Origin of the sequence: Neptunomonas sp. (genome assembly GCF_016744175.1) — a bacterium.
Lineage (GTDB): Bacteria > Pseudomonadota > Gammaproteobacteria > Pseudomonadales > Balneatricaceae > Neptunomonas.
In genome coordinates, this window is record NZ_JADGEV010000046.1 from 6135 (window position 1) to 32045 (window position 25911).

The window sequence follows — 25911 nt, forward strand, 5'->3', positions numbered from 1 at the left end:
CAAAGTTTCTTCTGTAATCATTTAACTAACGATGTAAATGTGTATGGGTAAGCTGCTTTTTCTTCCATGATTTTCAATTCCTTTTGAATTTATCATCAAATACCTGCATATGATTATGCCGGATAATTATGTCTATTTTGTATTAATAGCACAAGATCGGCATTTCAATTAATTGTTTTAATAATATATGTAAAAAAAGTGACATGGGCAGTAAGTAAGTTTGTTTTTAGCATGTGACAGCGACTGCTGCAAGGAACGCTGATGCTATTTGTTACGAACCGGTATGCAAAAGTCGGCAGCAGCTAATGATTATGTTTGTCTAATATGCGTATAATTATGGATTAAGTCGAATTAATTAGCAGGTAAGGTATGACTACGTTAACGATACAAACTCCGGATGACTGGCATCTACATCTTCGTGATGGCGATATGCTAGCTGAAACAGTAGCAGCAACGGCTCGTTGTTTTCATCGAGCAATTGTTATGCCTAATCTGGTACCGCCCGTTATTAATGCTGAGGCATTGCTGGGTTATCAACAACGTATTTTGGCAGCACGCCCTGAAGGGAGCAAGTTTGAGCCATTAATGACTCTCTTCCTTACCAACCAAACGTCGGCCGAAGACATTATTTCTGCCAAAAAAGCGGGTGCTGTCGCGGCTAAAATGTATCCTGCAGGTGCAACCACGAACTCAGCGGCAGCCGTTAGCCAGTTGGAAGCCTTGTACCCTGTGTTTGAAGTGATGCAAGAGCAGGGTATGTTGCTTTTAGTGCATGGTGAGGTAACGGATCACCATATTGATATTTTTGATCGAGAAAAAGAATTCATTGATCAGAAGATGGTGCATATTGTTGAGGGGTTTCCTAATTTAAAAGTTGTATTTGAGCATATCACTACCTCTGATGCTGCGCAGTTTGTTGCGGGTGCTTCAGATAATGTTGCGGCTACCATTACGCCACAGCATCTTCTTTTAAATCGAAATGATCTTTTGGTTGGTGGTGTACGGCCGCATAATTTTTGTTTGCCGGTACTCAAACGCAACACACATCAGCAAGCGTTACGTGAAGTAGTAAAATCTGGTTCACCTAAGTTTTTCCTTGGAACTGATTCTGCACCGCATTCCAAAGAAGCAAAAGAGAATGCGTGCGGTTGTGCAGGTTGCTACAGTGCATGGAGCGCGATTGAACTATATGCGCATGTATTTGAAGAGCTGGATTCGTTGGATAAATTGGAAGGTTTTGCCAGTCATTTCGGAGCAGACTTTTATGGGTTGGCACGTAACAGCGGCACCTTAACGCTCGTTCGTGAAGATTGGACTATTCCTTCTGAAATTATATTGCCTAATGGTAAACCGATTGTTCCCTTCTTTGCCGGTGAGACAGTGCATTGGAAGGTGCAGGGCGCTATCTAAAAGCTTATCGTGATGAGGCACCTAAACGTTTTTAGGTGCTTTTCTATGGGCAGGCAATGTTGCACGGTAGACTTTTTTTACCGAGATTAGCTCCCAAATACTTTCTCATCTATTGGTTACTAAGAGAGAGTGATTCTTCTATCTGCCATTCTATCTACGTCTTCGTCCTGATGCGTAACCAGTAAAACCGTTTTTTTATTAGCTTTAGCTTGCTCTTTGCACCATAGGGCTGCTTTTTCACGTGTAAGAGGGTCAAGTTCTGCGAAGGGTTCATCGAGCAATACAATGGGTTCTGGACGTAATAATGTTCTTATCAGTGCGATACGCTGGCGCTGCCCTCCGGAAAGAGTAGCGGGCTTTTTATCAAGATGCTGCGCAACGTCTAAATGGCTTGATGCGCTTTTAATAGCCGCTAAAGGTGCCTGCCCTTCAAAGCCAAGGCAGAGATTATCTATAACGCTGATGTGCTCAAAGAGGTTGTGATCCTGAAAAAGAATACTGACAGGGCGCTCCTCGACGGCTAGGGATGTGAGTGGTTGTTGGTTCCATTCAATACTGCCGCCATCTGGAGTTTGGTATCCACCAATGAGATTGAGTAATGTTGTTTTCCCAACGCCACTTACGCCTTGTATCGCGACTATTTCACCTGTTTCAATCTGCATAGTGTAACGCAGCGGCCACCCGTCTAATTCGAGGAGAAGGTTTTGTATTTTAAGCATGTGTTTCGCCTTTATACGGTTGGCTGTGATCAATCAGGCGCTTGCGAGCAACTTTATGTGCAGAGAGCTTTTCCAGGAAAAACAGGAAGAATGCACAAAGCATGAGTAAAAGAAATGATGCAGCGCTCGCTTCTGTGATGCGGTAGCTACTCGCATAACCGTAAATTAACCAGGGCAGAGTAGTCCAGTCGGTGGTGCCGAAAATAGAAAAGATAGCAACATCTCCCATTGCTAACACCAGTACTAAACCCATCGTTGCTAGATAGATTTCTTTTATAAATGGCCACTCAATTTTCCAGCGCGCGTGTTGTGTCAGCTTAAGTGAGCATGCTAAGCGGTCATATTGTTGATCAAACTGAAGTAGCCGTGGTTTGAGTTTTTGAACAGCAAAAGGGATAACCAGCGCGGTATTTAGCAGCACAACAAAGATGATGCCCCAGCGGTCTAGATCAATACGTGGTAGTAAATAAACAAACAAGCCTACTGAGAGCACCATGGCAGGGGCGACGAGTGAATGTGTAGCCAAACTTTCATATAGCCATACGCGTTTGCTATGAGCTTTTAAGGCTGCTTGTCTGATAGGGCGAAGTAGAGCAAAGGCCAGAGCCATGGCTAAGCTTGCCGAGGTTGCTGCTAAGCCAATACTAATGAGCGCCGAACGACCTATAGCCTTGAGGTCTTTACTGGATAGCTCGCTATCGAATAAGCCGGGGAGCAGCGATAAATAAGGTAATAGTAATATCAGCCAAGAAAAGCCATAAAGTGATGTAAACCAAAAGCGTGTGTTAACGTTTAGGTTAGGACGCCAATTGTATTGGCTGGATTCAATGCTTTGCCAAGATACGCCACCGCCACGTGTAATGAGCCAGTAAAGCCCTCCGGCGACAATTAATTGTGTCCACGCCAATGTGAGTGCTTCTGGAATATTAAAGTCGTATTTTAGTGCTTGGTAAATAGCGACTTCTAAGGTTGTTGACTGAGGGCCTCCACCTAGAGCGAGCACAACAGCAAAGCTGTTAAAACAAAGTACGAAGATAAAGCAAAACAATAAAATGCTGCTATTTTTTAGCACCGCCCATTCAACAATGCTAAAGCATTGGCGCCTGCTAAGTTTTAGTTGGCTGGCAAGTTTCCAGCTGTTGTCAGGGATTGTTTGTAGTTGTAGATAAATAATTCTGACAGCTAGCGGCATATTCATGAAAACATGAGCAATTAATATGCCTGAGAATCCGTAAAGGTTCCATGTACTATCCGTAAAGTTATTCAATACAGAATTCAGTGATGGTGTAAGAAAACCCGAGCGCCCTAATAGTGCAACTAGACCGGTAATCACAATGAGTGTTGGTGTAACAAAGCAGAGTAAGCAAAATGTTAAGAACATTTTTTTAAAGCGCAATGTGGGTAAAAAATATAAAGAGCGAGCAATGGGGATGGCTATCCCGACAGACAGTAACGCGCTTAATAGTGCCTGTTTTAGTGTAAAGCCAAGGATTGCATAGAAATAGCTATCCTGCAGCAGAGCGGTATCAAGCCCTTCGTCACCAAAATTGATGAGTCCGTAAAAAGACAGAATAGTAAGGGAGAAAATAGCTGCATAAGCCAACAAATATAAACGCATTAGTTGGCAGTAGAGCGCCATTCACGAATCCAAGATTTACGCTGCTTTGCTATCTGCTTTGGCGTAAACCCGATGCGTTTTGGTTGAATTAACTCATCAAAGGCTTCTGGAAGCTCAATATTATCGATAACAGGGAGCATCCAATTTGTTGTTGGGATAATAGACTGCGCTTGAGGCGATATTAAAAAGCTAAGGAACTGTTTTGCCAGCTTAGGGTTTTTTGCATATTTTGAAATAGCCGCGACTTCAATCTGAGCAACATGTCCTTCGGAAAAAGCGGCGGCTCTGTACTGTTGCTTTTCTTCTGTAACAGCGTGGTAGGCGGGTGATGTGTTGTAACTTAGTACGTAATCTGCATCGCCTTCAAGAAACATGCTGTAAGCTTCCCACCAACCCTTGGTAACTGTCACTGTATGTGAAGCAAGTTGCTTCCAAGCATTGGCTGAATCATCACCATAAACGGATTTCACCCAAAGCATGAGTCCTTGCCCCGGTGTGCTTGTTCGTGGGTCTTGATAAATAATAGACGCGCCTGAATCAATTAATGCTTTTAAAGAAGTGACCGGTTGTTTCACTTTGTTCGTATTATAAACGAAAGAGAAAAAGCCATAATCGTACGGGATAAAATCTTGATCCTGCCATTGCAACTCAGGTTTTAACCCGTCCAACGTTATGCCATGAGGTTGTACAAGAGATTCGCGGCGAGTGACTTCTGTGAGTGAATCATCTAGCCCAAGCAGAACATCTGCTTTAGTTTTATCTTTCTCGATTCGCAAGCGGTTTAAAATGCTGACACCGTCATCGACAGCAATAAACTTTACATCACACTGGCAGCTCTCTTCAAACGCAGCTTCTAGTTGTGGTCCTGGCCCCCATTCAGAAACAAAAGAGTCATAGGTGTACACGGTAAGGTCTGCAGCATGTGCCGATGTAGCCAGCCCGCAGGCAGCTAGTAACGAGAATAGTTTGTTCATTTTTTCCTTTATTCCCTACGCCAGTATTAACTGGATCAGGTTCGACGGGTACACTCTCAGTTAGGCTATTAAGCCAACGCCCCGATAACAGGCGCTAATATAGCATATATGTAACCTCCCGCTAATGACCAAGGTGACTTTTGAAACAGAGCCAGCTGCTTGCAAACATCAATATTCAATTGTCCGAAAGTGTGCAATGGAAGCCATTGCTACACGCCGGCACAACTAACCAGCTTTATACGGGCTCTTATCAAGAGCAAGCAGTTGTGCTGCGTGTTAATGCAGAACAACAGGTGCTGGGTGTTTGTCGAAAGCGAGAAGAGAAAGTGTTAAACCAGATAGGCAGTGAATCATGGGCGCCCGTTATTTTTCAGCAAGAGTTACCAGATGAAACCCAGTCGGGATGGTTGCTTATGCAACGCTACACGACAGTAGATAGTACCCCCGTAGCTGAATTGCGCGCCCAGATATTAGGCTGCGTATCTGGTTTCCAGAGTATCAAAAGCCTACCGGTCTATGATTACCATGCTTTATGGAATGCATATCAAGAAAAAATAGATGACCTAGACAATAGCTCACAAGCGCAGGTGTTGCTGAACTCCATACGTGCATTAATGTTAGAGTTGAACACAATCGTCGCTGTTGAATGCTGTCTTGTGCATCATGATCTGCATAAGGGAAATTTACTGAGTAGTGCTGGGCAGCTAATCATTATTGATTGGGAGTATGCAGGGCTGGGAACTCCTTGGCTGGATGCAGCAGCGTTAGTGTCAGAGTTTTTGGTCTCCCCTAAGGCTGTAGCGGCACTTCCCGCTTTTAGAAATATTGACTCAGAAACATTTGAGCACGGAATTAATACCGCGCTACACATAAACAAACTGCTAAATCAGCTGTGGCATGGACTCAGTGGATATGCGTAATATGTCGGTTTGTAATAATGCTCTAATTATTGCTGATAGTACTGTGAAATGTTATCTGTATTGGTAGAAAAATAACAAGGTGGTATCTATGAAAACAATGAGCTGTAAGCAATTGGGTGGGGCTTGTGAAAAAGAGTTTTATGCTAATACATTTGAAGAAATAGCAGAGTTAAGTAAGCAGCATGGAGTCGAAATGTTTCAACAAAAAGATGCTGCTCACCTTAAGGCAATGGATGACATGCGGCAGCTGATGCAAAAACCAGATGCAATGACAGAATGGTTTGAGGGTAAAAGAAAAGAGTTTGATGGTTTGCCGGACAGCGAATAACTGTGTTGATGCGCCCCTTGATGATATTTAATTTTGGTATGATCCGTGTGCAGCTAAAGCAAACAGCAAAAGAAGTGCCAAAAGGCGTTTCGGGTGTAGTGTATTAGAGTGAAATTTATTCACTCATTTTAGGGTATGTCCGGAAAAATCAGATCTATGACTCTGTCATAATTAAGATATACTGAGAACAATTGTTGGTAAGCTCTAAGACGAAAAATGCTAATTCATCCTAGATTGCTATCAGCATATTTTTGCCTTAGGGCTTATATAACCGAAATCATTTCGGTTCTGAGGGGCTGTCTGACTGACCGCCCCTTTTCTATGTGTTTCTTGAAAATATCCTTCAGTTTTTCTTCGCCAATTCAGTAACTTCTCGTAAACTATCGCTTTTTATAGAATGATGAATGGCGGCTACTGATGTCTGATGTACTGACACACTCTATTGTTGAAGCGGGCCGGTGGATTGACGCGCAAGGCTGGTGTCCCGCCACGGGTGGGAATTTCTCAGCACGCATTGATGCTATATCAGCATGGGTGACGGCATCAGGGCGTCACAAGGGTGAGCTAACGCCTTACGATCTGCTACAGGTCGATTTACACGGCCAAGCCATTAACTCTGCATTAAAGCCTTCAGCTGAAACGCTGCTGCATACTGCACTTTATGAACTTGATAGTGATATCGGTGCGGTGTTGCATACGCACTCGGTTGCATCCACGGTATTGTCTCGTTTAGAGGTATCAAATACTTTGGCTTTAAGCGGATATGAGATGCAAAAGTCTTTATCTGGAAATTGCACGCATGATGCCACTATAGCTGTCCATATTTTTGATAATACTCAGGATATGCAATTGTTAGCGAAACGGCTGAAAAATACATGGGCAGAGTCACCGCTACGGTGGGGTTTTTTGGTAAGAGGGCACGGACTCTATGCATGGGGGGGAGATATGATCGAGGCAAGAAGGCACCTTGAAGGGTTGGAGTTTCTGTTTGCCTGCCAGCGCGACATGATGTTGTTAAAAAAATAGTGTATTAAATTGACTGATGACGGTGCTATTCATACGTATAAGGCGCCGGAAATAGAGACGCAACATGACCATTAAAGTGATTTTGACAGATATAGAAGGCACCACGACGGATATACAGTTCGTACATAATGTACTTTTCCCCTATGCACGCCAGGCACTAGCTGAGTTTGTAAAAGGCCACTGGGACGAGCCTGCGATGCAATGCATTATGGCAGAAGCTAAGCTAGAGCTAGGTGCCCCTGATGCAGATCAAGCAACGTTGATACAGGCGTTTATTCATTGGATTGATCAGGATAAAAAAGTAACTGCCTTAAAAACGTTGCAAGGTTTGATTTGGGTTGAGGGCTATAAGAATAAAGATTTTAGCGGCCACTTATACCAAGACGCATATGAATACTTGAAGCTGTGGCATGAACAAGGTATCGAGTTAAGTGTTTTTTCGTCTGGATCGGTTAAAGCTCAACAGTTATTGTTTGGTTATAGTGATTTTGGTGATTTAACACCGCTTTTTAGCCACTATTTTGATACAACCACCGGGCATAAAAGAGAAAAGTCTGCGTATGCTTCAATTGCTAAGATAATACAGCAGCCGCCTGAAAGCATTCTCTTTTTGTCTGATATCGTCGAAGAACTGGATGCGGCACAATCGGCAGGCATGAAAACTTGTTTATTGGCGCGTGACGAGTTTCCAGAAAATTCCGTGCATAGTGTGGCAAGTACATTTGAGTCAATTAAACTGTAAAAGTCTTAACGCTGGGAGTGAGTGATGAGTGCTATAACCGTATATAAAGATAGTGACGCCCGTCAGCCAATACTGAGCAGTGATGATGGCGATGTTATTAAAAGTACGATGGCTGCTGTTGGCATTCGTTTTGAGCGTTGGGTGACTAATTGCCCGATTACACCTGAGATGTCTCATGAAGAAATTCTGCAGGCTTATGATCAGGAAATAGCAGAGCTGGTAAAAGAAGAAGGCTATAAAACTGTCGATATTGCAGCCATTACACCGGATAACCCGCAAAAAAACGAATTTCGTAAGAAATTTCTGAATGAGCATACTCACTCAGAAGACGAAGTACGATTTTTTGTTGCAGGCGAAGGCATGTTTTATCTTCATATTGAAGATAAAGTCTATATGATTCATTGCTGTAAAGATGACTTGTTGTCGGTGCCTGATCAGACTAAACACTGGTTTGATATGGGTTCAGAGCCGCATTTTACCGCGATTCGTTTTTTTAATAACCCCGATGGCTGGATCGCAGATTTTACAGGTGATGATATTGCCTCGCGTTTCCCGCTATTTGATGAGTAACTAATACCATGTCAAAAGGACGTGATAAACATCAGGAACGCCACCATAACCTAACTATGTTTGGTAAAGATTTGGTGCGCCGTTGTGGAGCACATTGTGAGCTGTGTGATGCCAGTGGAGAACCGCTGAGCATCTTTGAAGTTCCTCCTGTCGCTAATGACCCTTCGTACGAGCATTGTTTAATGGTATGCGAAACCTGCAAAGAGCAGGTCGAGAGACCTAAGCATATTGACCCTAATCACTGGCGTTGTTTAGGCACGACAATGTGGAGCGAAGTCACTGCTGCGAAGGTTTCCGCTATTGTTATCCTTAACCATCTCGCTAAGAAAGAGTCGTGGGCACAAGAATTACTTGAGCAAGCCTACCTCGAAGCAGAGGAAACAGAGTGGGTAGAGCAGTGGACGCTAGGCATGAAATAAGAGTTGATACAGGCTGTGTTCACCGTGGACGCTTTATTGTATTTTGATAGTAACAATGAAAAATACAGGCGTTCTTATGGAAAGTGATATCCAACCTTCTGCTGCACCAAAACGTAGATTTCCGCTTTTTTTAACAGTTTTTTTGGCTGTGTTTTTGGCGATTATTCTGGGTGGCCTCTTTGTTAAGTGGGTTTATTTCCCCTCTTCATTTAGTCCGGTGAGCCTCTCTTCGGGTGAGCAGCAGAAGCTTGATAAAAAACTAAGCTTCTTTGGCATTCAGGTAGAGGATGGGTCGGCTGAATCAGACCCTAACAAACCGCTTCAGCCTGAAGCATATTCAGAGACAGGTGCGAGTCGCGAAGTTAAGTTTTCAGAGAAAGAGCTGAATAGTTTAATTGCTAAAAACCCTGACTTGGCCAGCCGTTTTGCAGTCGACCTTTCTGATAATTTAGCCAGTGCTAAGTTGCTTATTCCTGTGGATCCGGACTTTCCAATTTTAGGTGGGGAAACGGTTAGGATCAATGCGGGTGTCGAGATTGCATTTAATAATGATCGTCCGAGTGTCAAACTGCGTGGAGTGAGTTTGTGGGGAGTGCCCTTGCCTAACGCCTGGATGGGTAGTTTGAAAAATATTGATCTGGTCGAGCAATATGGCGGTGGGGAAGGTTTCTGGAAAAGCTTTGCAGATGGCGTAGCTTTTGTCAGGATCGACGACAATCAGCTAGTGGTTAAGTTAAAAGAGTAATTCTTTGGGATGTTTGTTACTAATAAAGCCGAGCTATAATGCTCGGCTTTATTTTTTGGGTAGCAGTTTATGACCAAAAACATTAACGAGTAGGCCGCCCATAATTAACGCAATGCCAAATACCTGAATGATACTCAGTGTTTCATTTAAGACTATCCACGCTGTCACTAAGCCAATGACGGGCACAAGTAGTGTGAGGGGGGCGACTTGTGATGACGGGTACTGTTTAAGTAAGTGAGCCCAGCTACTGTAGCCAAAAATAGTGGCAACTGCTGCCAAATAAAAGACACTAGCGATAGATTTAATGCCAATGTTTTGTAAGCTGGAGAACATTAATTCGGGTCCTTCAAAACTGTAAGAGAGCAGTAAAAACGGAATCGGTGGGATCAGTGCACTCCAAACAACTAAGCCCATCAAGTTAACATTACCCAATTGACCAATTTTTCGATTAATAATATTCCCCATACCCCAGCTGGATGCAGCAGCAATGGTTAACGCAAAACCAATAAAGGTCATTTTGCTGGCGGGCGTTTGTGTTGCTAGTAGAATTAAGCCTGCCGCTGCAATGATCAGAGAGAGCACTTGAGGTAGTTTCCAGCGTTCACCTAAAAATATAAAAGCGAATATCATGGTGAATAGCATTTGTGCTTGAAGTACCAGTGAGGCCAGGCCTGCTGGCATGCCCAAGTGCATAGCGCTAAAGAGCAGTGCAAATTGGCCAAAGCTGATGGTTACACCGTAAGCGAGTAGCCATTTAAGGGGTAGTTTTGGGACTTTAATAAAGAGGATGGCGGGAAAGGCAACCAGCATAAATCGCAAAGCGCCTAACAGCAGGGGAGGGAGTTCATCCAACCCCCACTTGATAACAACAAAGTTAACCCCCCAAGCCAGCACAACGAGTAATGCCAGACCCCAGTCCTTTAGACTCATTGTGCTCTCCTAGCGGATTTTTTGTTGAAGCAGTGTGGACTAGTCGCTGACAACCGCCACGCGTACCGCATCCATCTTCAACTTAGCAGCACCCAGTAGCTCAAGGATGCTGGCTCGATCTGCGCGTAATTGTGTGATCTCTTCCGCTCGGATAGAAGGGTTCACCTTGCTTAGCGCTTCTAATCGTTCCACTTCTTCATTGAGGATTGATGCAGCTTTATCGACAGCACTTTTTATCAGCTTCTCTTGTTGGGCTTCGGCTACGTTTTCAGCCTTGCTCAAAACACCGCTGATTTGCTCTCGCCCATGACGAATCAGGTTTTGAGCAGCGTGACGCTTAACGCGCTCACCTAATTTATTTAAATGATCAGGCGTAATAATTGCGCTTAGGTTATTGCCGTTGTTATCCAGCACGACGCGAACAGTTGCTTGTGGCTGGTAACGCTGCAAATTGAGGTGGCGAGGAGCCGCGCAATAAAGAACAAACACAGCTTCAACCAATAAAGTGCCAGGCGCCAGTGGTGGAAGTTTGACCGTACAGATAGCGGTATTACCAAATTCACTGCCGGTAATCATTTCCATAGCACCGGTTACCATTGGGTGTTCCCAGTTAAGGAACTGCATATCTTCGCGGCTAAGTGCTTCTTCACGAGAGAAAGTTGCAGTACACCCTTCATCAGGTAGCCCAGGCACGCGATGATAAATCATCTGGTCGGTAGGCTGCAGGATGACAGAGTGCAAGCCATTTGTTTGCTGGTCGACGCCAAATTGATCAAAGACGTGTTCCATATACTCGACGAGCTGGTGGCGGTTTTCAGTATCTTCAACAGACTCAATGAGTTGAGCGGCTTGCTCCGGACGACATGAGCTCATTTCTAATAAGCGATCACGGCCTTGCTGCATTTCGAGAAGAATTTTTTGTGATGCTTGCTGCGAATCAGCAATGAGATCCTCAAAAGTTTCTTCGTCAGCACCATCAAGTAATAGGCCTACTAGCGTGTCTTCAAATTGTGTAAAGAGGGCTTGGCCGGCAGGGCAGGTATGGCGGAAAGCATTTATACCTTCGTCAAACCAGCGTAGTAAAATAGCCTGTGCGCTGTCTTCGTAATAAGGGATATGAATCTGCACATCGTTTTTCTGGCCAATACGGTCTAAACGACCAATACGCTGTTCTAATAGATCAGGGTTGAGTGGCAAATCAAACATAATCAGATGCTGTGCAAACTGGAAGTTACGGCCTTCACTACCAATCTCTGAACAAATCAATACTTGAGCGTATTCTTCGGTGTCGGCAAAGTAAGCAGCCGCACGATCACGGTTGATGAGTGTCATCTTCTCGTGGAACATAGCTGAGCGGACACCTTTACGTAAGCGTATGTGCTCTTCTAGTGCTTGTGCTGTTTCGGCTCGCGCGCAAATCAGTAGTGTTTTTTCGTGACGGTGAGCTTTAAGCCAGCCATCTAGCCATTCAACACGAGGGTCAAATTCCAGCCAGTCATCGCCTAATACAGATTCAGGCTTAAGGATCTCATCCAAAGAAAAATCGACCATATCTGATGATAGTTCATCAGGCATAGGCAGCGGATGAGGAATAAGAATTCTTTGTGGGAAGCCATGTACTGCATCACGTGTGTTACGGAATAAAACGCGACCTGTGCCATGACGGTCTAACAAATGGTTAATACATTGTTGGATGGCTTCTTCGGCGTTCTCACCTTGAGCATCAGCAATGAGCTTGGCTGCTGTTTCTTCACCTAAGAAGCTATTTAACTCCGCTTGGAATTGTGCATCTGAGCTTAGCTGTGCAATACCGTTTTCGGTGAGCAGCTTTTGCACCAGCGTGTTTACTTCGGTGTAATGAGCTTGCTCTTCACGGAATTGCTCTAAAGAGCTGTAGCGGTCTGGGTCAAGTAAGCGCAAGCGCGCAAAGTGGCTTTCTAAGCCTAGCTGCTCTGGTGTTGCTGTTAGTAGCAGCAAGCTAGGAATAACATTCGCGAGCATTTCGATCGTGGTGTATAGCGGACTAGGTGCTTCTTCACTCCACACCAAATGATGTGCTTCATCAACAATCAGCATATCCCAATCACAAGCGAGAATTTGCTCAACGCGTGTGGCGTTGTTATTGATAAATGACTGGCCACATAAAATTAACTGAGCAGAGTCGAAAGGGTTTTCTGAGCCCGACATCTCAAGTGCCGTGCAGCGCAGTTCATCCATAATGCTGAAATGTAGATTGAAACGGCGCATCATCTCAATCAACCATTGATAGATGAGGCTATCAGGTACGGTAATTAATACACGCTTAGCACGGCCGCTGATAAGTTGCTGATGTAGAATCAAACCGGCTTCAATGGTTTTACCTAAGCCAACTTCATCGGCAAGCAACACACGTGGGGCGTAGCGGTTAGCTACTTCGTGAGCGATGTAAAACTGATGCGGCAGAAGTTGTACGCGGCCACCCGATAAACCATAAGTTTCTGATTTCTGTTGCGCGTGCTGATGTTCGAGAGTGTTAAGGCGCAGCTTATAGCGACTAAGCTTATCTACCTGACCGGCAAAAAGACGATCCTGAGGGCGATTAAACTGCACATGGCTGTCCAGATCAATTTCCGGCACGATATGCTCATCACCTTCAGCATCATTGCCAATATAGATAAAGCAGCCGTTTTTCTCGATACGCTCAGTAATTTCGATCTGAATACCTGCACTGTTACTGACAGTGTCGCCAACCGGGTATTCGACCCGGCTAACAGGAGCATTGTCGGTGGCGTACGTGCGCTCGTCTTCAGCGGCGGGATAAACAATGGTGACGCGGCGATCTGCGTTAGATGTAACCATACCTAGGCCTAGTTCTGCTTCGGTATTACTGATCCAGCGCTGGCCGGGAATAAAATCTGTGACTGCCAAACTGATTACTCTCGTTCTGCTCGTTTAAAAAGCCATGCATGATATGAGTTTAACTCAAATGTTTAAAGATGCAGGCAACAATTAAAGTGTTTTTAACACGCCTTTCTTAATGTGCTCTTGATTAAACACACCTTTATCAAGAATCCAGCCAGTAATAAGGGCTGCAGGAGTAACATCAAACGCTGGATTGTAAACGGGCGTTTGATTTGGGCTCCAGCAAATATCACCAAAACTACCACTAACACCGCGTACTTCAGCTGCGGTGCGTTCTTCAATGGGGATCTGCTCACCGCTCATACATTCAACATCTACTGTAGTGTTGGGTGCCACTACATAGAAAGGCACATTATGGTGGTGGGCATTCACGGCTAATGAATAAGTGCCAACTTTATTAGCAAAATCACCGTTCACTGCGATTCTGTCAGCGCCCACTAAAATACAGTCTACTTTCTTGTCGCGCATCAGTAGTGCAGCCATATTATCGCAGATTAACGTATGGGCTATGCCTAACTGTTTCATTTCCCATGCAGTGAGGCGGCCACCTTGTAATAGCGGGCGGGTCTCATCTACATACACATGAATATTTTTGCCCTGCTGGTGGGCTGCATTGATCACACCAATAGCAGTGCCTATGCCAGCGGTTGCCAAACTTCCAGTGTTGCAGTGAGTTAAAATATTGGCGTAGGCAGGAATAAGCTCTGCACCTAGAGTCGCTATGCTGTTACACAAAGCGACATCTTCACGAAATAACCGCTCAGCCTCTGCGGGTAGTGCGTTAGGTCCTGATGCTTGTAGAGCGGCTAGCATGCTGTCCATATTGTTCATCAAGTTAACAGCCGTTGGCCGAGCAGCACGTAAAATGTCTGCTGAACTTTGTAGCACTGAAGCTGATGCTCCATTAGTGGCTAGATGCCCTAACAACAAGCTAGCACCAATGCCGATAAGTGGCGCGCCACGAATTTGCAGTTTTTGAATCATAGCGACCATTGCATCTACGGACTCGCAAGGAAGCCAGCTTTCAACGTGAGGGAGCTGGTGCTGATCAAGCACAGAGAGGGTGTTGTGTTGGTATTTAATACTGGTCGCTTGAAGGTCGTGCATTACAGGCTCTCAAATAAGCCTGTATGAGAATACAGGCCCGATGAATTTGTATGAGATTATAACGCACTTATTATCAGGGTACTGCTGATATTGCCCTTTAAAGAAGGGTATTTTAAGAGATGAAAATGTAGCGGCTTATATAATAACTTTCTTACATAAAGAGTTTACATAAGAAGCTTATAAAAGCCGCGTATAAAAATGCTTAGATAAACAGTAAAACAACAGAGCTAGCTGTGAGAACGCCCATCGAGATGTTAAACCGTCGATAAGCTACAGCCGTTGATAGGTAGCGCCCAATTGCCATGCCAAAGCTAGCCCAAAGGCTGATCGTGGGTAGGTTAATAACCCCAAAAACAAGCGCGACATAAAAGGCCGATTGTAGGTACGCATCGCCCGGTAATGTAAATGTTGTCATAGCGCTTATGGACATGATCCATGCTTTAGGGTTTACAAACTGAAAAGCTGTGGCTTGGATAAAGCTAAAAGGAACATTATTAGATGAGTTGTTTTTTCCAGGGCCACTAGCCGAGCCTATTTTCCATGCAAGGTAAAACAGGTAACAAGCGCCGACCCAGCGTAACCAACTATGTAGCTCAGGGTATGTGGCAAAAATAAGACCAAACCCTAGAGCGACTGATATATTCAGTGCAAATAAACCACTGCCAATCCCCAACATATGAGGAATAGTCCGCTTAAAGCCGAAGTTTGCCCCAGAAGCTGTCAGCATCAAGTTATTGGGGCCTGGTGTGACAGAGGTCGTAAAGGCAAAGGTTATTAATGAAAGTATGTTGGCTAATAATAATTCAATGATCATGACTGCGGTTCCAATAACAGATGTATACGCCGATTGCGCTTGCCTTTGTTTTCTATTTTGCTAATTTTGGCTGTGCCTATCTCTTTTATATTAGCGACATGAGTACCACCACAAGGCTGAAGGTCTACGCCATCAATCTTCACCATACGAACAGAGCCTGTTCCTGCTGGCGGTTGCACTGATAAAGTGCGAACCAGCTCAGGCTGTTGTTTTAGCTCTGCATCGCTTATCGCCATGGTGGTGACTGCTGCGCTTGATTGGATAAGTTCATTTAGTTGTTGGGTAAGTAGCTCTTTGTCTAGCTTGGCTTCGCCTAAGTCAAAATCAAGACGGCTTTTTTCTAACCCTATGGAACCGCCAGTTACACCTTTAGGAATGAGAGAGCAAAGCAGGTGCAGGCATGAGTGCATACGCATTAATTGATAACGGCGTGGCCAATTGATCTCTATTTGTACATTATCGCCCACACAAAGCTGCTGAGTATCTCCATCAATGCAGTGTAAAATACGGTTAGGTGCATCGCCTTTAATCGTATCAACTACCTCTAACTTAGCGGATGGCGTTGTTATCCAGCCTTGGTCGCCGGGTTGGCCACCGCCTTGTGGGTAAAAAAGTGTTTGATCAAGCTCAAGATGATTCTCTGTGACCGCAGTGACGACAGCGCTTACTTGAGTTTGGTAGCTATCGAGGTTGAACAGTGCTGTCGTCATGATAAATCCTTGAAATATTGAATTGTATGGGTACAATTATTGTTGATTGTTGTAAATCGTTCCTTTTGTGTTGTTTTTACATCATATATTTCATTTTTTTTGAGTCAATTGGTTTATTGTTACCATGACAATTTGGATTCCCGATTTAACTGAATATACAGGGCCGCGTTATAAAGCCTTGGCAACAGCGATTGCTTCAGGCATTGATGATGGTGAGCTGATCGCGCAGCAAAAATTGCCGCCACAACGCCAGCTAGCAGATGCGCTGGGTGTGACATTAGGCACAGTAACGCGCGGGTATGCTGAGGCTGAGCGCCGTGGCTTAGTCTCTGCTCGTGTTGGCAGTGGAACCTATGTAAATGAGAAAGGTTCCAAAGTACGAGATGAATTTTTGATCCCTGATCCACGTGAGGGCTTCATCGATCTGACGGTGAGCTTACCGGTAAGGTTAGGGCAGCAGGAGTTACTAGCAGAAACACTCGGACAATTGCAGCATGATCCAGACACGCTTGCGCATATGCTGGAATATCACCCAGATGGTGGGTTTGAGCATCACCGCCAGGTAATTTCTGAGTGGATAAGTTACGGTAGTTTTGCCCCTCATCCTGATAGCATCACTTTGTGTAATGGAGGGCAACATGCGATCCAACTTGCGCTAATAGCGGCGTGCCGCCCAGGTGATACGATTCTTGCAGAAGGGCTGGCGTATCCTGGGTTAAAATCAATTGCGCGGCAGCTCAGCCTTAAAGTTATTCCAATACCGATGGATGAGCAGGGTATTTTATTAGATTCTATTACTGATCTATGCCGCCAATATAACCCTCGTTTGATCTACTGCACGCCCACTCAGCATAACCCAACCAATGTACAGATGACGTTGCAGCGAAGGCAGCAATTGATAGCCGTGGCTGATGAGTGCCAACTGCTGATTATCGAAGATGATGTTTCAGCATCGCTAGTGCAAAGCCGGCCAGAGTCTTTAGCATCCATGGCGCCAGAACGTGTTTTTTATATCAGTAGTTGCTCAAAAGGATTGGCAGGAGGTTTGCGGGTAGGTTTTCTTATATCCCCACAAGCCTACCGGGATAGGGCGGCCTCCGCTTTGCGAGCCAGTTGTTGGATGGCGCCACCGTTAATGGTCGAGATAGCCTGTCGTTGGATTCAGCAGGGTGCGGCTACTCGATTATTAGCTAAGCAGCGTGAAGCGTTAAAGGTACGTTTTGACTTGGCGAGTAGCATCTTTAATGCGTTAGATTTTTCGGCCAGAGCTGATAGTTTTTTTGTGTGGCTAGTATTGCCTGAACATTGGCGGGCCAGTGCCTTTGTCAAAGCCGCGGAGGAGAAAAAAGTGCTGATTACCGCTGCAGAGAGCTTCGCTGTTGGTAACTACCCAGCGCCGCAAGCCGTGAGGATTTGCATCAGTGCTGCAAAAGATCTTGTTTCACTGGAAGAGGGCTTAAGAATTCTTCAGCAGTTAGCATTTTCTGAAGTGGATGAAAAAATTGAAACTTTTTAAACAGTGAAAATACGATGAACTATCTAGCACATCTATTTTTGGCTCAGCCTAGCACAGAGTCCCGTGTTGGTAATCTCTTAGGCGATTTTGCCAAAGGTGTGGTAGTTGCTGAGCTGCCTGAGCCAGTCAAAAACGGTTTGTTCAATCACCGTGCTGTAGATCGTTACACGGATAATCACGCCATTGTTAAACAGCTTAAAAGCTTGATGAGTGCAGAGCGAAAGCGCTTTGCAGGTATTATGTTGGATGTGGTGTTTGATCACTATCTTATCAAGCATTGGAATTCATTCAGTCATCTTAGCTTTGAAGATAGCAGTGCTGTGTATTATCAATCACTTACGCAGGGGCAAGCACTAATGCCTGAACCAATGCAGCGTGTTACCCAGCGGGTAGTATCGCAGCAATGGTTTGATTCCTATCAAACATTGCAAGGGATTGGTTTTGCTCTGGATCGGATTGCGAGCAGAATACGGTTTGATCATACTTTTTATGGATCGATAGAAGAGATAACAGTTCACCAAAACGAAATAGAAAAGGGATTTTTAGCATTCTTCCCTGAGCTGCAACTGCATGTGAAAGAACTCAGATTAGAGTAATCGTTAAGCGCTAAGGGTTTCTTGTAGAAGTGCCACAAAATAAAGGAACCTAAAAGTAGGCGCCTTTAATTTATGGCTATTTTAAAGGTTATAAAGCATGCTCGATTAAGCGCTTTTTCGACGGCTGCTATAGCCGATTCCGATTAACCCTAAACCGAAGATGGCTAAAGTAGCAGGTTCTGGAACATCGAATATTGGGTCGGTGCTCACAGCAAAAGCAAACTGCAGGGTCGTTGCCTGGCTTTCAGCGGTAAGGAAGCCTATACAACCAGAACCAAAGCTAATAGCTGAACATTGGTCATCCGTGAGTGTTCCAAGAGGGGAAGCTCCGCCTAGTCCATCTGAGAGCAAAATGCTGGCTAGATAAGCATTACCATCGAAAGAGAACATCTGATTAAGAGTGGGTGCACCGAATATACCGAAAAGGTCACCGCAAGGCGTGGGTGTACCGCTGGCGCAAGGCCCTCCATTAGATGTTTCTGCAAAATTAAAATCAAAAGTTAAATCAGGTGCGCTAACAGCAGGGCCGGGTACAGGTGCTGTAGGCGTTAGCGTAAGCGTATCAAAAATAGTCCCACCGGTGAGTGTAGAAAATAATCCACTGAGAGGGTTGTTCCAGTGGGTAATGTTAATGCCTAAACCAATCTCTGCGCCTGTAGGTATCCCGCCACCTATGACGGTTTGGACGTTACCTGTTGCAGGTCCACCGCCAGTGAGACTGCCAGGTACGCCAATGGTCATAGCGCTTCGATTTTGTGCTGAATTATTGGTTGGGTTTTGAAAGTCACCGGCGGCGGCTCCCCAAGATAGTTCATAATCTGATGCTGGCAATGCTGTGCCACCATTTGTCGTCCCTGTCCCAGAACCAAAAGTTGCTGCTGTAAAAGTTGCATTTGTTGAAAATGACCAGTCGGTCACAATTGGGCCTGCGATACTGAGTCCAGATGTCAGAACTGCGGCAAGGGCTGTTGACGCCACTAGCAGTCGATTAAGGTTTATTCGTTTAGTTTTCATATCCCGCTCCTTTCTGAGGCTATGCTCAGCTTTATTGGAGTATTCATGGTCAAGCAAACGGCCTATTTTCATAGGTGCATTTAAAATGCCAGAAAAATAAAATTTTCCTGAAAATAAGTAATTAGGTAGCGAGTGTTTGAATGTGAAGCTTATTATGTAAAAAAAGCTGACAAATAATATTGGTGTTGGTCACTAGCAAATCGTGCATTACACTTGTTTGGTGTGCTTTTGTTTGTGCTTATATCAATTGATCACTTAAGGGCAGTCGCTTATGCCAGAACCGATGCAGTGTTTTACTAAAACGGGTACCAGTAAATGACAATTAAACTCACCGTTGTAGATCAATCACCCGTACAGCTTGGCACGGGAGGACCAGAAATAGCCCCTCAGTTATCAGCCCAGTTAGCACAAACGTGCGACCAGTTAGGCTATCACCGATATTGGCTGGCAGAACATCACAACAGCAACAGCTTTGCTGGGCCATGTCCTGAAGTACTAATCAGCCATATTGCCAGTATTACCAAAAATATTCGGGTGGGTAGTGGGGGCGTTATGCTAGCAAATCATAACCCTTACAAGGTCGCTGAACAGTTCAGAATGCTCGAAACGCTATTCCCCGGACGAATTGACCTAGGCATTGGCCGAGCGCCCGGCGGGGATGGTATCGCAAGCCAAGCGCTGGCGTACCCTTATAAGCCAACACATGGCGAGCGTTACGCAGAACAAACACAACTGATGAGTAGCTTTTTACGAGATGGTTTCCCAGAAGGTCATGCTTTCAATGATCTTAAAGTGATGCCAAGTGATGAACCGTGTCCAGAGCTCTGGATGCTAGGAACAAGCGGGGGCAGTGCAGCCTTTGCCGGGCAGATGGGTTTTAGTATGTCGCTAGGGTTGTTTATAAGTCCGGATGACCAAACCATCGCGATCATGGATGAGTATAAAAATGCTTATCAACAATCAGGGCATGACGGCACACCGCATACCATGATTACTATCTCTGCGTTATGTGCTCCCACACGAGAAGAAGCACTTTTCCTTGCAGCACCGCAAGCGTATTGGAAAGTTATGGCGTTTCGCCACGGCGTACGTAACCCTTGGCTAAGCCCAGAAGAAGCATTAAACAAACTAAAGCAGTTGCCTGTATCAGACCAGAGCTATTACGAGAGCCTAATCAACTCGGTTACGCTTGGCTCTCCAGAAGAATGTGCCAATCAACTAGAGCAAGTCTCTGAATATTGGAAAACAGATGAGGTAGGGCTCGTTACGGTGACACACGATTTCGAATCAAGAAAACGCAGTTTTGAATTATTAGCAAAAGCATTATAGGGTTAGCTCATCGAGCGGGCTGGAAGTGCCCGCAAAATGCATGCCTAAAAGCATTAGGGTATTTTTTACTTAAGGCATTGGGAAGAGAGGGGCCGGCTCCTTGTTTGTTATCTGTATCTTGAACCCTGAGCCTTAGGCACTCGGTTATGCGTAGCCCGCTTCCATACAATAGAGAGAAAATGAGTCTGTTCCTATCATCCAGCTGATTAAATATTAATGTTACTTCTGATCTTGTTAGTACATCAGGAAGGCGTCAATATTGTTTAGCATGATGGATCCCCAAATCACCTAGCTCAACTTTAAGAACTTTATGGTAAAGAAAAGTTAGTGCATTTAGCGCCGTTTTTTGTGTATTTACAGCAAAACTCTGCTCATTTGCTAACCATGAAAGAAATTGCCTTACTTCATTAGTGCCCATTTCTTCGGGGTGAGATAAGCGATGACAGTATATGTATCTTTTAATCCACTGAATGTATGTTTTTTCAGTACGCAGACTATAACCACGCAGTCGAATTTCGCGTCTGATGTTGTTTAAAAAAGGGCTGTTACTCATAACCACACTCCTTGTGGATAAAAACAATGCTGATACTGTTTTTACATGGCTCTTCACCGTTCCTAGTGGGCTAACTCTGTTGTCAGTTTTCCATACCGTAAAAAGATAACTGATTTATAGCGTTCTTTGTTTCTAAATCCGTGGGCTACTCGGCCTACGTTTTTAATATTTTTATTGATGGCTTCCGCTCTCGCATTTGATGTTTTTGTGCGCATTGATGTCATTATTCCATCAAGGTGTTTACGAATAGTACTCGCGACCATTTCTAATGGTTTCAAGCCGCTCTCTCTTACGAGACGGAACCATTTCCCCCAGCTACACCGTGTCGGGGGCTCAACTCCATACCAAATGTCCCTCGCTTTTTCTTTGAGTACCCATGCCATGCTCGTTTTTATCATTAAGGTTTTTTGGTAGTTCAATTCATGTAGAGTCCCTTCACTTAATGCAGTGCCTTTTTTCAGCCAGCAATAACGTCCTTTATGAAACCTCATACGCTCTAAGCTAGGTAAGGCTTTTGCATCCTCTTTTCGAATATGTTCAACGGCCTTTGTCAGTAGTTTAGCGATGTGAAAATGATCAATAGAAATCATTCGGCGATATCTAGCGCTGAAAAAATGCTTAGTAGCCTTGATGTATGCGGGACTCATATCCATTGATATCGTTTGAGCTTTCGATAGGAATTGTATAGGAAGGCTTTAAAACACATGAGGAGGCTTTGGCTAGCCCGCCCATCGGCTATGGCTAATACTTGGCCTTTGCTATTACTCAATATCGTGATGTATTCATGCCTTTTACTGATGGATGTCTCATCTACGCTCAAATGACGACAATCCACTTTCCAGCGCCTAGAGAGCCCTCTCACCACAGCCCGCTTGATGATCCTATCTATGCACGACCAGCTTAACTTGCTTGCTCACTGTTAAATAACTAGTGCTTTGGGCAAGTGACACGATATGGTTTTCGAGCATTCTAGAATAATGAGAGCTACCGTCAGCCCAAGGAACTTGTAACGTTAAGACACCGTGCTCAGAACAAATTACACGCGGTATATCAGCTTCAATAAAGGTCTGAAATTGGCAGGTGTCGAGATGGCGCCATTTACGTTTTCTCACATCATATAAATGGCTAGGTTGTGAGCATTTAGGACAACAGAGTTCAGCCGCTTTGTTGAAAGACACTGTCACTAAGATATGTTCATTCGCTTCATTGAGCTCGACAGCGGAAACAGACCAGGGAGACGTAAGATTGAGAATACGATTATAGAGATGTAGCTGATTCATGATTCTTCCAATAATCATTGAAGCATCATATTAACCATCTCACTACGATCGGTGAAGAGCCGCGTTTATACAGTGTATTTATAGGTTGGCAATATTTATGCTTGTTTACATAAATTAGAACGGCACAAATGCTTGTATTGCTTCAGTGGTTGAGTTAAAAATATAAGTAAATCAGACAGATGGATGTCTGGCATGGGTAGATACACGGACCCCCGTATATCAATTGTTCACACGCATGCGCGGTTTGCCACGGAAGAGGCATCTATATTTCTAAAGATTTTCCTTCCTTTTCAAACGATTACATCCGTTTTTAATTAATGACAGTGCGGGTAGATACACGGACCCCCATATATACAAATGTTAGGCGCAAGAGAAGTCCGAAGCATGGAAGACGATTACCAGAAGCACAATTCGCAATATTCGGTGTCATTCATGAGTAACTCAAAGTGGTTGCGCATGTTTAAAGCTGTGGCGAATTCGAACATTGAGGTGCAAAGATCCGAGTGGCATTTCATAGATAGTGACAATGTACTTCACTACCCTATGCCACAAGAATCTCAGCTCATGGCCGAGAGATTTCAAGACGGTCTGTTTCAGCCTTTTGAGTACAAATGGATTGAATCAATATTCATACCATCATCTTTTAAGCCAAAAGCCGGAGTTGGGTATATTATCGAGCAAGATACAAAGGGTGTTCTTTCAGCTATTGAACAAGCTGGGCAGTTCGCAACAGAATTAACTGAGGCCGGGTTATGGATTCACGCCTACAAAAAGTAGCAGCGCCTAACAAGGCCATCAACCATCGCCACTTTGTGGCTGGACAGCCTAAAGCGCGCTTCGCGCACGGCTGCCGGTTATGGCGGCGTTGGTATGACTCCCACTGTCAAGTTCACCCACACTAATACCTGCTTTTTCTTTAAAGCTTTTTTCTCAAAATAGGATGAGTTAACACATCGAATGAGGCCGGTAATGTCGTCGGTTTTCATGCTGGTATTCGTGGATTACTCATTCTTCAATGAGCAGCGCCTACCTTACTTATTCCGTCGTGGCACCGATCTTCAGTCTATGTTCGAGGATCAACTACTCACGTAGTTGCCTGCCTAACGCCGTCGGAGCTTATGCCACTGCCGTGGCCCGATCCGATGCACTAACTCAAAACTGATCATTATGCAGGCACCCGTGATAAACGATTGATAGGATTAACAGGCGATAGCACCACTTCTCTGGCGATAGCCCAGATATACGCAATCATCTCTCGCGCAATGGCCGTGACCACGACATTGTAGTGTTTACCTCGTTTTATCAATCGCTGGTAGCGCCTGCATAAACGTAACTGTGCTTGCCAACCAATATCAACGATCTCTTTACTCAGCGACTCTTGTCGCTTTTGTAGCTCAGTCGAGATGTTCGCGCTATAGCGATAACTATGTGCACCTTCAATCAGTAAGCGCCTGGCTCGTCCATTTCCGCATTTAGTAATGCTGCCTTGTCGCTTATGCCCTCCACTGGAATGTTCGCTAGGGACTAACCCTAGATAACTCATGAGTTTGCGGGGATGATCAAAACGGGTGAGGTCTCCCAGTTCGGCAATGACCCCCACCGCCACTAATAACCGAACCCCTCGCATCGCTTGTACCGCTTTAACAACGGGGTAATAGCGCCAGTTTTTCACCTGATGAATCAACTCATTATCTAAACGCTCTAGCCGTTTAACACGCTCAGTAATCGTTTGTATGTACTCTTGGAGAACGATCTGTTGGCTAGGGTAAGGCAAGATGAGTTCTGTTAACCAACGCAGATGTTTTTGCGACCAGTTATCCGTGACCGTCGGCTTGATATTGTTACGCAGTAATAATGCTTTGAGCTGATATTTAGCATCTTTAAGGTCCTTCATCGCCGTTTCACGTGCCCGGGATAAATCACGTATGGCTTCATCTTCTGGTTCGGGAACATAAATAGGATCTAGATCCCCTGAACGTAAAAGCTGAGCGAGCTTCATCGCATCACGCTTATCGGTTTTAATCCGTTCTCCCGGTTTTTTAGGAATAAGAGAGGGCGCTACTACATAACAAGGATGGCCGAGACTCGTGAGTAATCGATAGACCCAGTAACCGCAAGGGCCGGCTTCATAAACAAAATGAAGCGTGGCGTTGGGGTATTTAGATTGAAATTGACGTACCATTTTTTTAATAGAAAGTTTGCTACTAGGAACCCTGCCCAAGTGAGTGACCTTAGCGTTGCGATCATCTTCCACATAGGCGACCTCAACAAATTCTTTGTGAGTGTCTAAGCCGATAAAAATTATGCTACTGTTAATCATGCTGACCTCCAATGTGTATTGTTAACAAATACAGTATGGCTCTGGCTTACAGCTAACCCACGAAAATGGAGGTCAGCACCTCGTGGGAGTCATTATGTCTATAAAGCTAGGGATAGTTTTGCACATGAGAAAGCTAGTAGTATCAATTTCAGTAGTTTTTACCTTTTTACTATGGGTAAGCTTTGCCGAAGCTATATCTTTAAATGAAGCTTATAAAAGCAAGAGGAGTGATGTCCAAGTAAAAGGTAATGGCACTGTTATTCGTATTTTAAAAGATGACAATCAAGGCTCTCGCCATCAAAAGTTCATTCTAAAATTGTCTTCAGGTCAAACTATTCTAATTGCTCACAATATCGATCTTGCCCCAAGAATTAACTCTATTTCAAAAGGTGATTCTATTCAGTTTTATGGTGAATATGAGTGGAATAACAAAGGTGGTGTAGTACATTGGACTCACAAAGATCCAAATGGTAATCATATTGGCGGCTGGTTAAAGCATAACGGTAGAGTTTACCAGTAGCTTTATAACAAGCTGTTAAATCTGGACAAAATACAGTTGGCTGTGTTTCGTTCCTCAACAATTTTAGCCAACTAAATTTTGCCCATTAACGAGGGCGTTATACGTAAAGATGGAGTTTGGAGTACATGGATAGCAATTTAATATTAGGACTTATCGGTGGCGGTCTTGTTTCATATATTCTTCCTAAAATATCACCAAAAATTGATAAGCTATTTATATTTATTGGGCACCTCTTATTTAAAATTGCACCGTCAAAAATCAAAGGGTATTTCAGGAAAAAACGCTTAGTTAAATTACGCCTTATTCGTAAGCTAAGATACAATCAAGACGCTGTAATGTTTCAAACCATTAAAGCTCATTCTTATTTCATATTATTTTGGGGGGTAATTGCTTTATATTCAGTATTATTTGTTATGAGCCCTTTACTAGAGTTTGTTAACCAAAGAGCATCTTTATTTTTCTTTTTAATATCGCCTATTTACATATTTGAATGGTTCTGGCTAAAAGAAACAAAGAAAGCGCAAAAGTTAATTAAAAACCGTGGCTATTTACGTATAACACATATGAGCCTTCTCAAGTAAATAGGCCAAAGTAACTCTTATCGGCCGCGTTAGCGGCCAATAATAAAACCATTAGCAAGGTCGTTTACTTCATCTGTCTCTGTCGGCTGTTAAATACACTTACAGCAAATGCGGCGTTTACCGCTGCCTGATGACCAGTCCTTTAGCAATTCAGGGGCACTAGACATTCCTCGGTTAACCTGTGGCTGTCCTATTCAAAAGACGGGCTGTATGCTCCAGTTAGTTTCAGGTTCAGCTCAGGTGTAAGCGCACTTGCTGATGATATTAAT

General features: G+C 44.2%; 28 protein-coding genes, 1 pseudogene and 1 riboswitch. Of the genes and pseudogenes, 14 read left to right on the forward strand and 15 right to left on the reverse strand.

All coding sequences use genetic code 11. The annotated features are described in order from the left end of the window. The first annotated feature begins 369 nt into the window (after positions 1-369). Positions 370-1410: a dihydroorotase gene (pyrC, locus tag QZZ55_RS16465; RefSeq protein ID WP_293268516.1), complete on the forward strand. Its 1041-nt coding sequence runs from the start codon at positions 370-372 to the stop codon at positions 1408-1410. Between the two features lie 119 nt (positions 1411-1529). Here pyrC and QZZ55_RS16470 read toward each other — a convergent pair whose 3' ends face one another. The 3 genes from QZZ55_RS16470 to thiB form a co-directional block, all read right to left on the reverse strand. Continuing rightward, positions 1530-2129, reverse strand: a complete 600-nt coding sequence (locus QZZ55_RS16470; protein WP_293268517.1) for an ATP-binding cassette domain-containing protein — start codon at positions 2127-2129, stop codon at positions 1530-1532. After that, positions 2122-3768, reverse strand: a complete 1647-nt coding sequence (locus tag QZZ55_RS16475; protein WP_293268518.1) for a thiamine/thiamine pyrophosphate ABC transporter permease ThiP — start codon at positions 3766-3768, stop codon at positions 2122-2124. Before QZZ55_RS16475 ends, QZZ55_RS16470 begins: the two co-directional genes overlap by 8 nt. Continuing rightward, positions 3747-4721: a thiamine ABC transporter substrate binding subunit gene (thiB, locus tag QZZ55_RS16480; protein ID WP_293268519.1), complete on the reverse strand. Its 975-nt coding sequence runs from the start codon at positions 4719-4721 to the stop codon at positions 3747-3749. The genes QZZ55_RS16475 and thiB overlap by 22 nt, the downstream gene beginning before the upstream one ends. Continuing rightward, a riboswitch (TPP riboswitch) is annotated at positions 4717-4815 on the reverse strand. It overlaps the preceding gene by 5 nt. 46 nt (positions 4816-4861) lie before the next feature. Here thiB and QZZ55_RS16485 point away from each other — a divergent pair. The 7 genes from QZZ55_RS16485 to QZZ55_RS16515 all read left to right on the forward strand — a co-directional run bounded on the left by QZZ55_RS16485 (position 4862) and on the right by QZZ55_RS16515 (position 9471). Beyond that, positions 4862-5641, forward strand: a complete 780-nt coding sequence (locus tag QZZ55_RS16485) for a phosphotransferase (RefSeq protein ID WP_293268520.1) — start codon at positions 4862-4864, stop codon at positions 5639-5641. Positions 5642-5729: 88 nt separating this feature from the next. Then, positions 5730-5969, forward strand: a complete 240-nt coding sequence (locus QZZ55_RS16490) for a DUF1059 domain-containing protein (RefSeq protein ID WP_293268521.1) — start codon at positions 5730-5732, stop codon at positions 5967-5969. Positions 5970-6386: 417 nt separating this feature from the next. After that, positions 6387-6995, forward strand: a complete 609-nt coding sequence (locus QZZ55_RS16495) for a methylthioribulose 1-phosphate dehydratase (RefSeq protein WP_293268522.1) — start codon at positions 6387-6389, stop codon at positions 6993-6995. 64 nt (positions 6996-7059) lie between these two features. Beyond that, entirely contained in the window at positions 7060-7737 is a 678-nt protein-coding gene (gene mtnC / locus QZZ55_RS16500) for an acireductone synthase (protein ID WP_293268523.1), read from the forward strand. 24 nt (positions 7738-7761) lie between these two features. Further along, positions 7762-8307 (forward strand): cupin, encoded by a 546-nt coding sequence (locus tag QZZ55_RS16505; RefSeq protein ID WP_293268524.1) that lies wholly within the window; start codon positions 7762-7764, stop codon positions 8305-8307. Between the two features lie 8 nt (positions 8308-8315). After that, positions 8316-8726, forward strand: a complete 411-nt coding sequence (locus QZZ55_RS16510; RefSeq protein WP_293268525.1) for a phnA protein — start codon at positions 8316-8318, stop codon at positions 8724-8726. Between the two features lie 76 nt (positions 8727-8802). Then, positions 8803-9471 carry a hypothetical protein gene (locus tag QZZ55_RS16515; RefSeq protein ID WP_293268526.1) on the forward strand — a complete coding sequence of 223 codons (669 nt, stop codon included), beginning with the start codon at positions 8803-8805 and terminating at the stop codon, positions 9469-9471. A 48-nt stretch (positions 9472-9519) separates the two neighbouring features. On the opposite strand, the gene QZZ55_RS16520 is transcribed toward QZZ55_RS16515, so the two are convergent. From QZZ55_RS16520 to QZZ55_RS16540, 5 genes are all read right to left on the reverse strand, one after another. After that, complete coding sequence (locus QZZ55_RS16520; protein WP_293268527.1) at positions 9520-10401, reverse strand: EamA family transporter; 882 nt, start codon at positions 10399-10401, stop codon at positions 9520-9522. Positions 10402-10440: 39 nt separating this feature from the next. Continuing rightward, the gene (gene rapA / locus QZZ55_RS16525) at positions 10441-13308 is read right to left on the reverse strand and encodes an RNA polymerase-associated protein RapA (protein WP_293268528.1); all 2868 of its coding nucleotides are present in this window, start codon (positions 13306-13308) and stop codon (positions 10441-10443) included. 81 nt (positions 13309-13389) lie between these two features. Then, entirely contained in the window at positions 13390-14409 is a 1020-nt protein-coding gene (gene mtnA / locus QZZ55_RS16530; protein ID WP_293268529.1) for an S-methyl-5-thioribose-1-phosphate isomerase, read from the reverse strand. Positions 14410-14611: 202 nt separating this feature from the next. After that, on the reverse strand, positions 14612-15223 hold the full coding sequence (locus QZZ55_RS16535) for a LysE family translocator (protein ID WP_293268530.1): 612 nt from the start codon (positions 15221-15223) through the stop codon (positions 14612-14614). After that, positions 15220-15933, reverse strand: a complete 714-nt coding sequence (locus QZZ55_RS16540; RefSeq protein WP_293268531.1) for an alanyl-tRNA editing protein — start codon at positions 15931-15933, stop codon at positions 15220-15222. Before QZZ55_RS16540 ends, QZZ55_RS16535 begins: the two co-directional genes overlap by 4 nt. A gap of 124 nt (positions 15934-16057) precedes the next feature. On the opposite strand from QZZ55_RS16540, the gene QZZ55_RS16545 reads away from it, so the two are divergent. Together QZZ55_RS16545 and QZZ55_RS16550 are read left to right on the forward strand one after the other, a co-directional pair. Next, positions 16058-17449 carry a PLP-dependent aminotransferase family protein gene (locus QZZ55_RS16545; RefSeq protein ID WP_293268532.1) on the forward strand — a complete coding sequence of 464 codons (1392 nt, stop codon included), beginning with the start codon at positions 16058-16060 and terminating at the stop codon, positions 17447-17449. A gap of 14 nt (positions 17450-17463) precedes the next feature. Next, positions 17464-18045 (forward strand): ACP phosphodiesterase, encoded by a 582-nt coding sequence (locus tag QZZ55_RS16550; RefSeq protein ID WP_293268533.1) that lies wholly within the window; start codon positions 17464-17466, stop codon positions 18043-18045. A 105-nt stretch (positions 18046-18150) separates the two neighbouring features. Here QZZ55_RS16550 and QZZ55_RS16555 read toward each other — a convergent pair whose 3' ends face one another. Next, a complete protein-coding gene (locus QZZ55_RS16555) occupies positions 18151-19059 on the reverse strand; it encodes a THxN family PEP-CTERM protein (RefSeq protein ID WP_293268534.1) in 909 nt (302 codons plus the stop codon). A 315-nt stretch (positions 19060-19374) separates the two neighbouring features. Between QZZ55_RS16555 and QZZ55_RS16560 the strand changes: the two genes are divergently transcribed. Next, on the forward strand, positions 19375-20388 hold the full coding sequence (locus QZZ55_RS16560) for an LLM class flavin-dependent oxidoreductase (RefSeq protein WP_293268535.1): 1014 nt from the start codon (positions 19375-19377) through the stop codon (positions 20386-20388). Between the two features lie 7 nt (positions 20389-20395). On the opposite strand, the pseudogene QZZ55_RS16565 reads toward QZZ55_RS16560, so the two are convergent. From QZZ55_RS16565 to QZZ55_RS16580, 5 genes and pseudogenes are all read right to left on the reverse strand, one after another. Next, positions 20396-20617, reverse strand: a pseudogene (locus QZZ55_RS16565) (hypothetical protein); the annotation flags it as partial. 24 nt (positions 20618-20641) lie between these two features. Further along, entirely contained in the window at positions 20642-20941 is a 300-nt protein-coding gene (locus tag QZZ55_RS16570; protein ID WP_293268536.1) for a site-specific integrase, read from the reverse strand. A 62-nt stretch (positions 20942-21003) separates the two neighbouring features. Beyond that, entirely contained in the window at positions 21004-21627 is a 624-nt protein-coding gene (locus tag QZZ55_RS16575; protein WP_366512339.1) for a transposase, read from the reverse strand. Next, complete coding sequence (locus QZZ55_RS20035) at positions 21585-21806, reverse strand: transposase (protein ID WP_366512338.1); 222 nt, start codon at positions 21804-21806, stop codon at positions 21585-21587. Before QZZ55_RS20035 ends, QZZ55_RS16575 begins: the two co-directional genes overlap by 43 nt. A 16-nt stretch (positions 21807-21822) precedes the next feature. Continuing rightward, positions 21823-22221: a transposase family protein gene (locus tag QZZ55_RS16580; protein ID WP_293268537.1), complete on the reverse strand. Its 399-nt coding sequence runs from the start codon at positions 22219-22221 to the stop codon at positions 21823-21825. Positions 22222-22653: 432 nt separating this feature from the next. Here QZZ55_RS16580 and QZZ55_RS16585 point away from each other — a divergent pair, with 432 nt between their 5' ends. Continuing rightward, complete coding sequence (locus tag QZZ55_RS16585) at positions 22654-22998, forward strand: hypothetical protein (protein ID WP_293268538.1); 345 nt, start codon at positions 22654-22656, stop codon at positions 22996-22998. Positions 22999-23386: 388 nt separating this feature from the next. Here the strand turns inward: QZZ55_RS16585 and QZZ55_RS16590 are convergent, their stop codons facing one another. After that, positions 23387-24541: an IS110 family transposase gene (locus QZZ55_RS16590; protein ID WP_293268539.1), complete on the reverse strand. Its 1155-nt coding sequence runs from the start codon at positions 24539-24541 to the stop codon at positions 23387-23389. Between the two features lie 94 nt (positions 24542-24635). Here QZZ55_RS16590 and QZZ55_RS16595 point away from each other — a divergent pair, with 94 nt between their 5' ends. Together QZZ55_RS16595 and QZZ55_RS16600 are read left to right on the forward strand one after the other, a co-directional pair. After that, a complete protein-coding gene (locus QZZ55_RS16595) occupies positions 24636-25061 on the forward strand; it encodes a DUF3465 domain-containing protein (RefSeq protein ID WP_293268540.1) in 426 nt (141 codons plus the stop codon). 125 nt (positions 25062-25186) lie between these two features. Then, positions 25187-25642 carry a hypothetical protein gene (locus QZZ55_RS16600; RefSeq protein ID WP_293268541.1) on the forward strand — a complete coding sequence of 152 codons (456 nt, stop codon included), beginning with the start codon at positions 25187-25189 and terminating at the stop codon, positions 25640-25642. Positions 25643-25911: the final 269 nt, after the last annotated feature.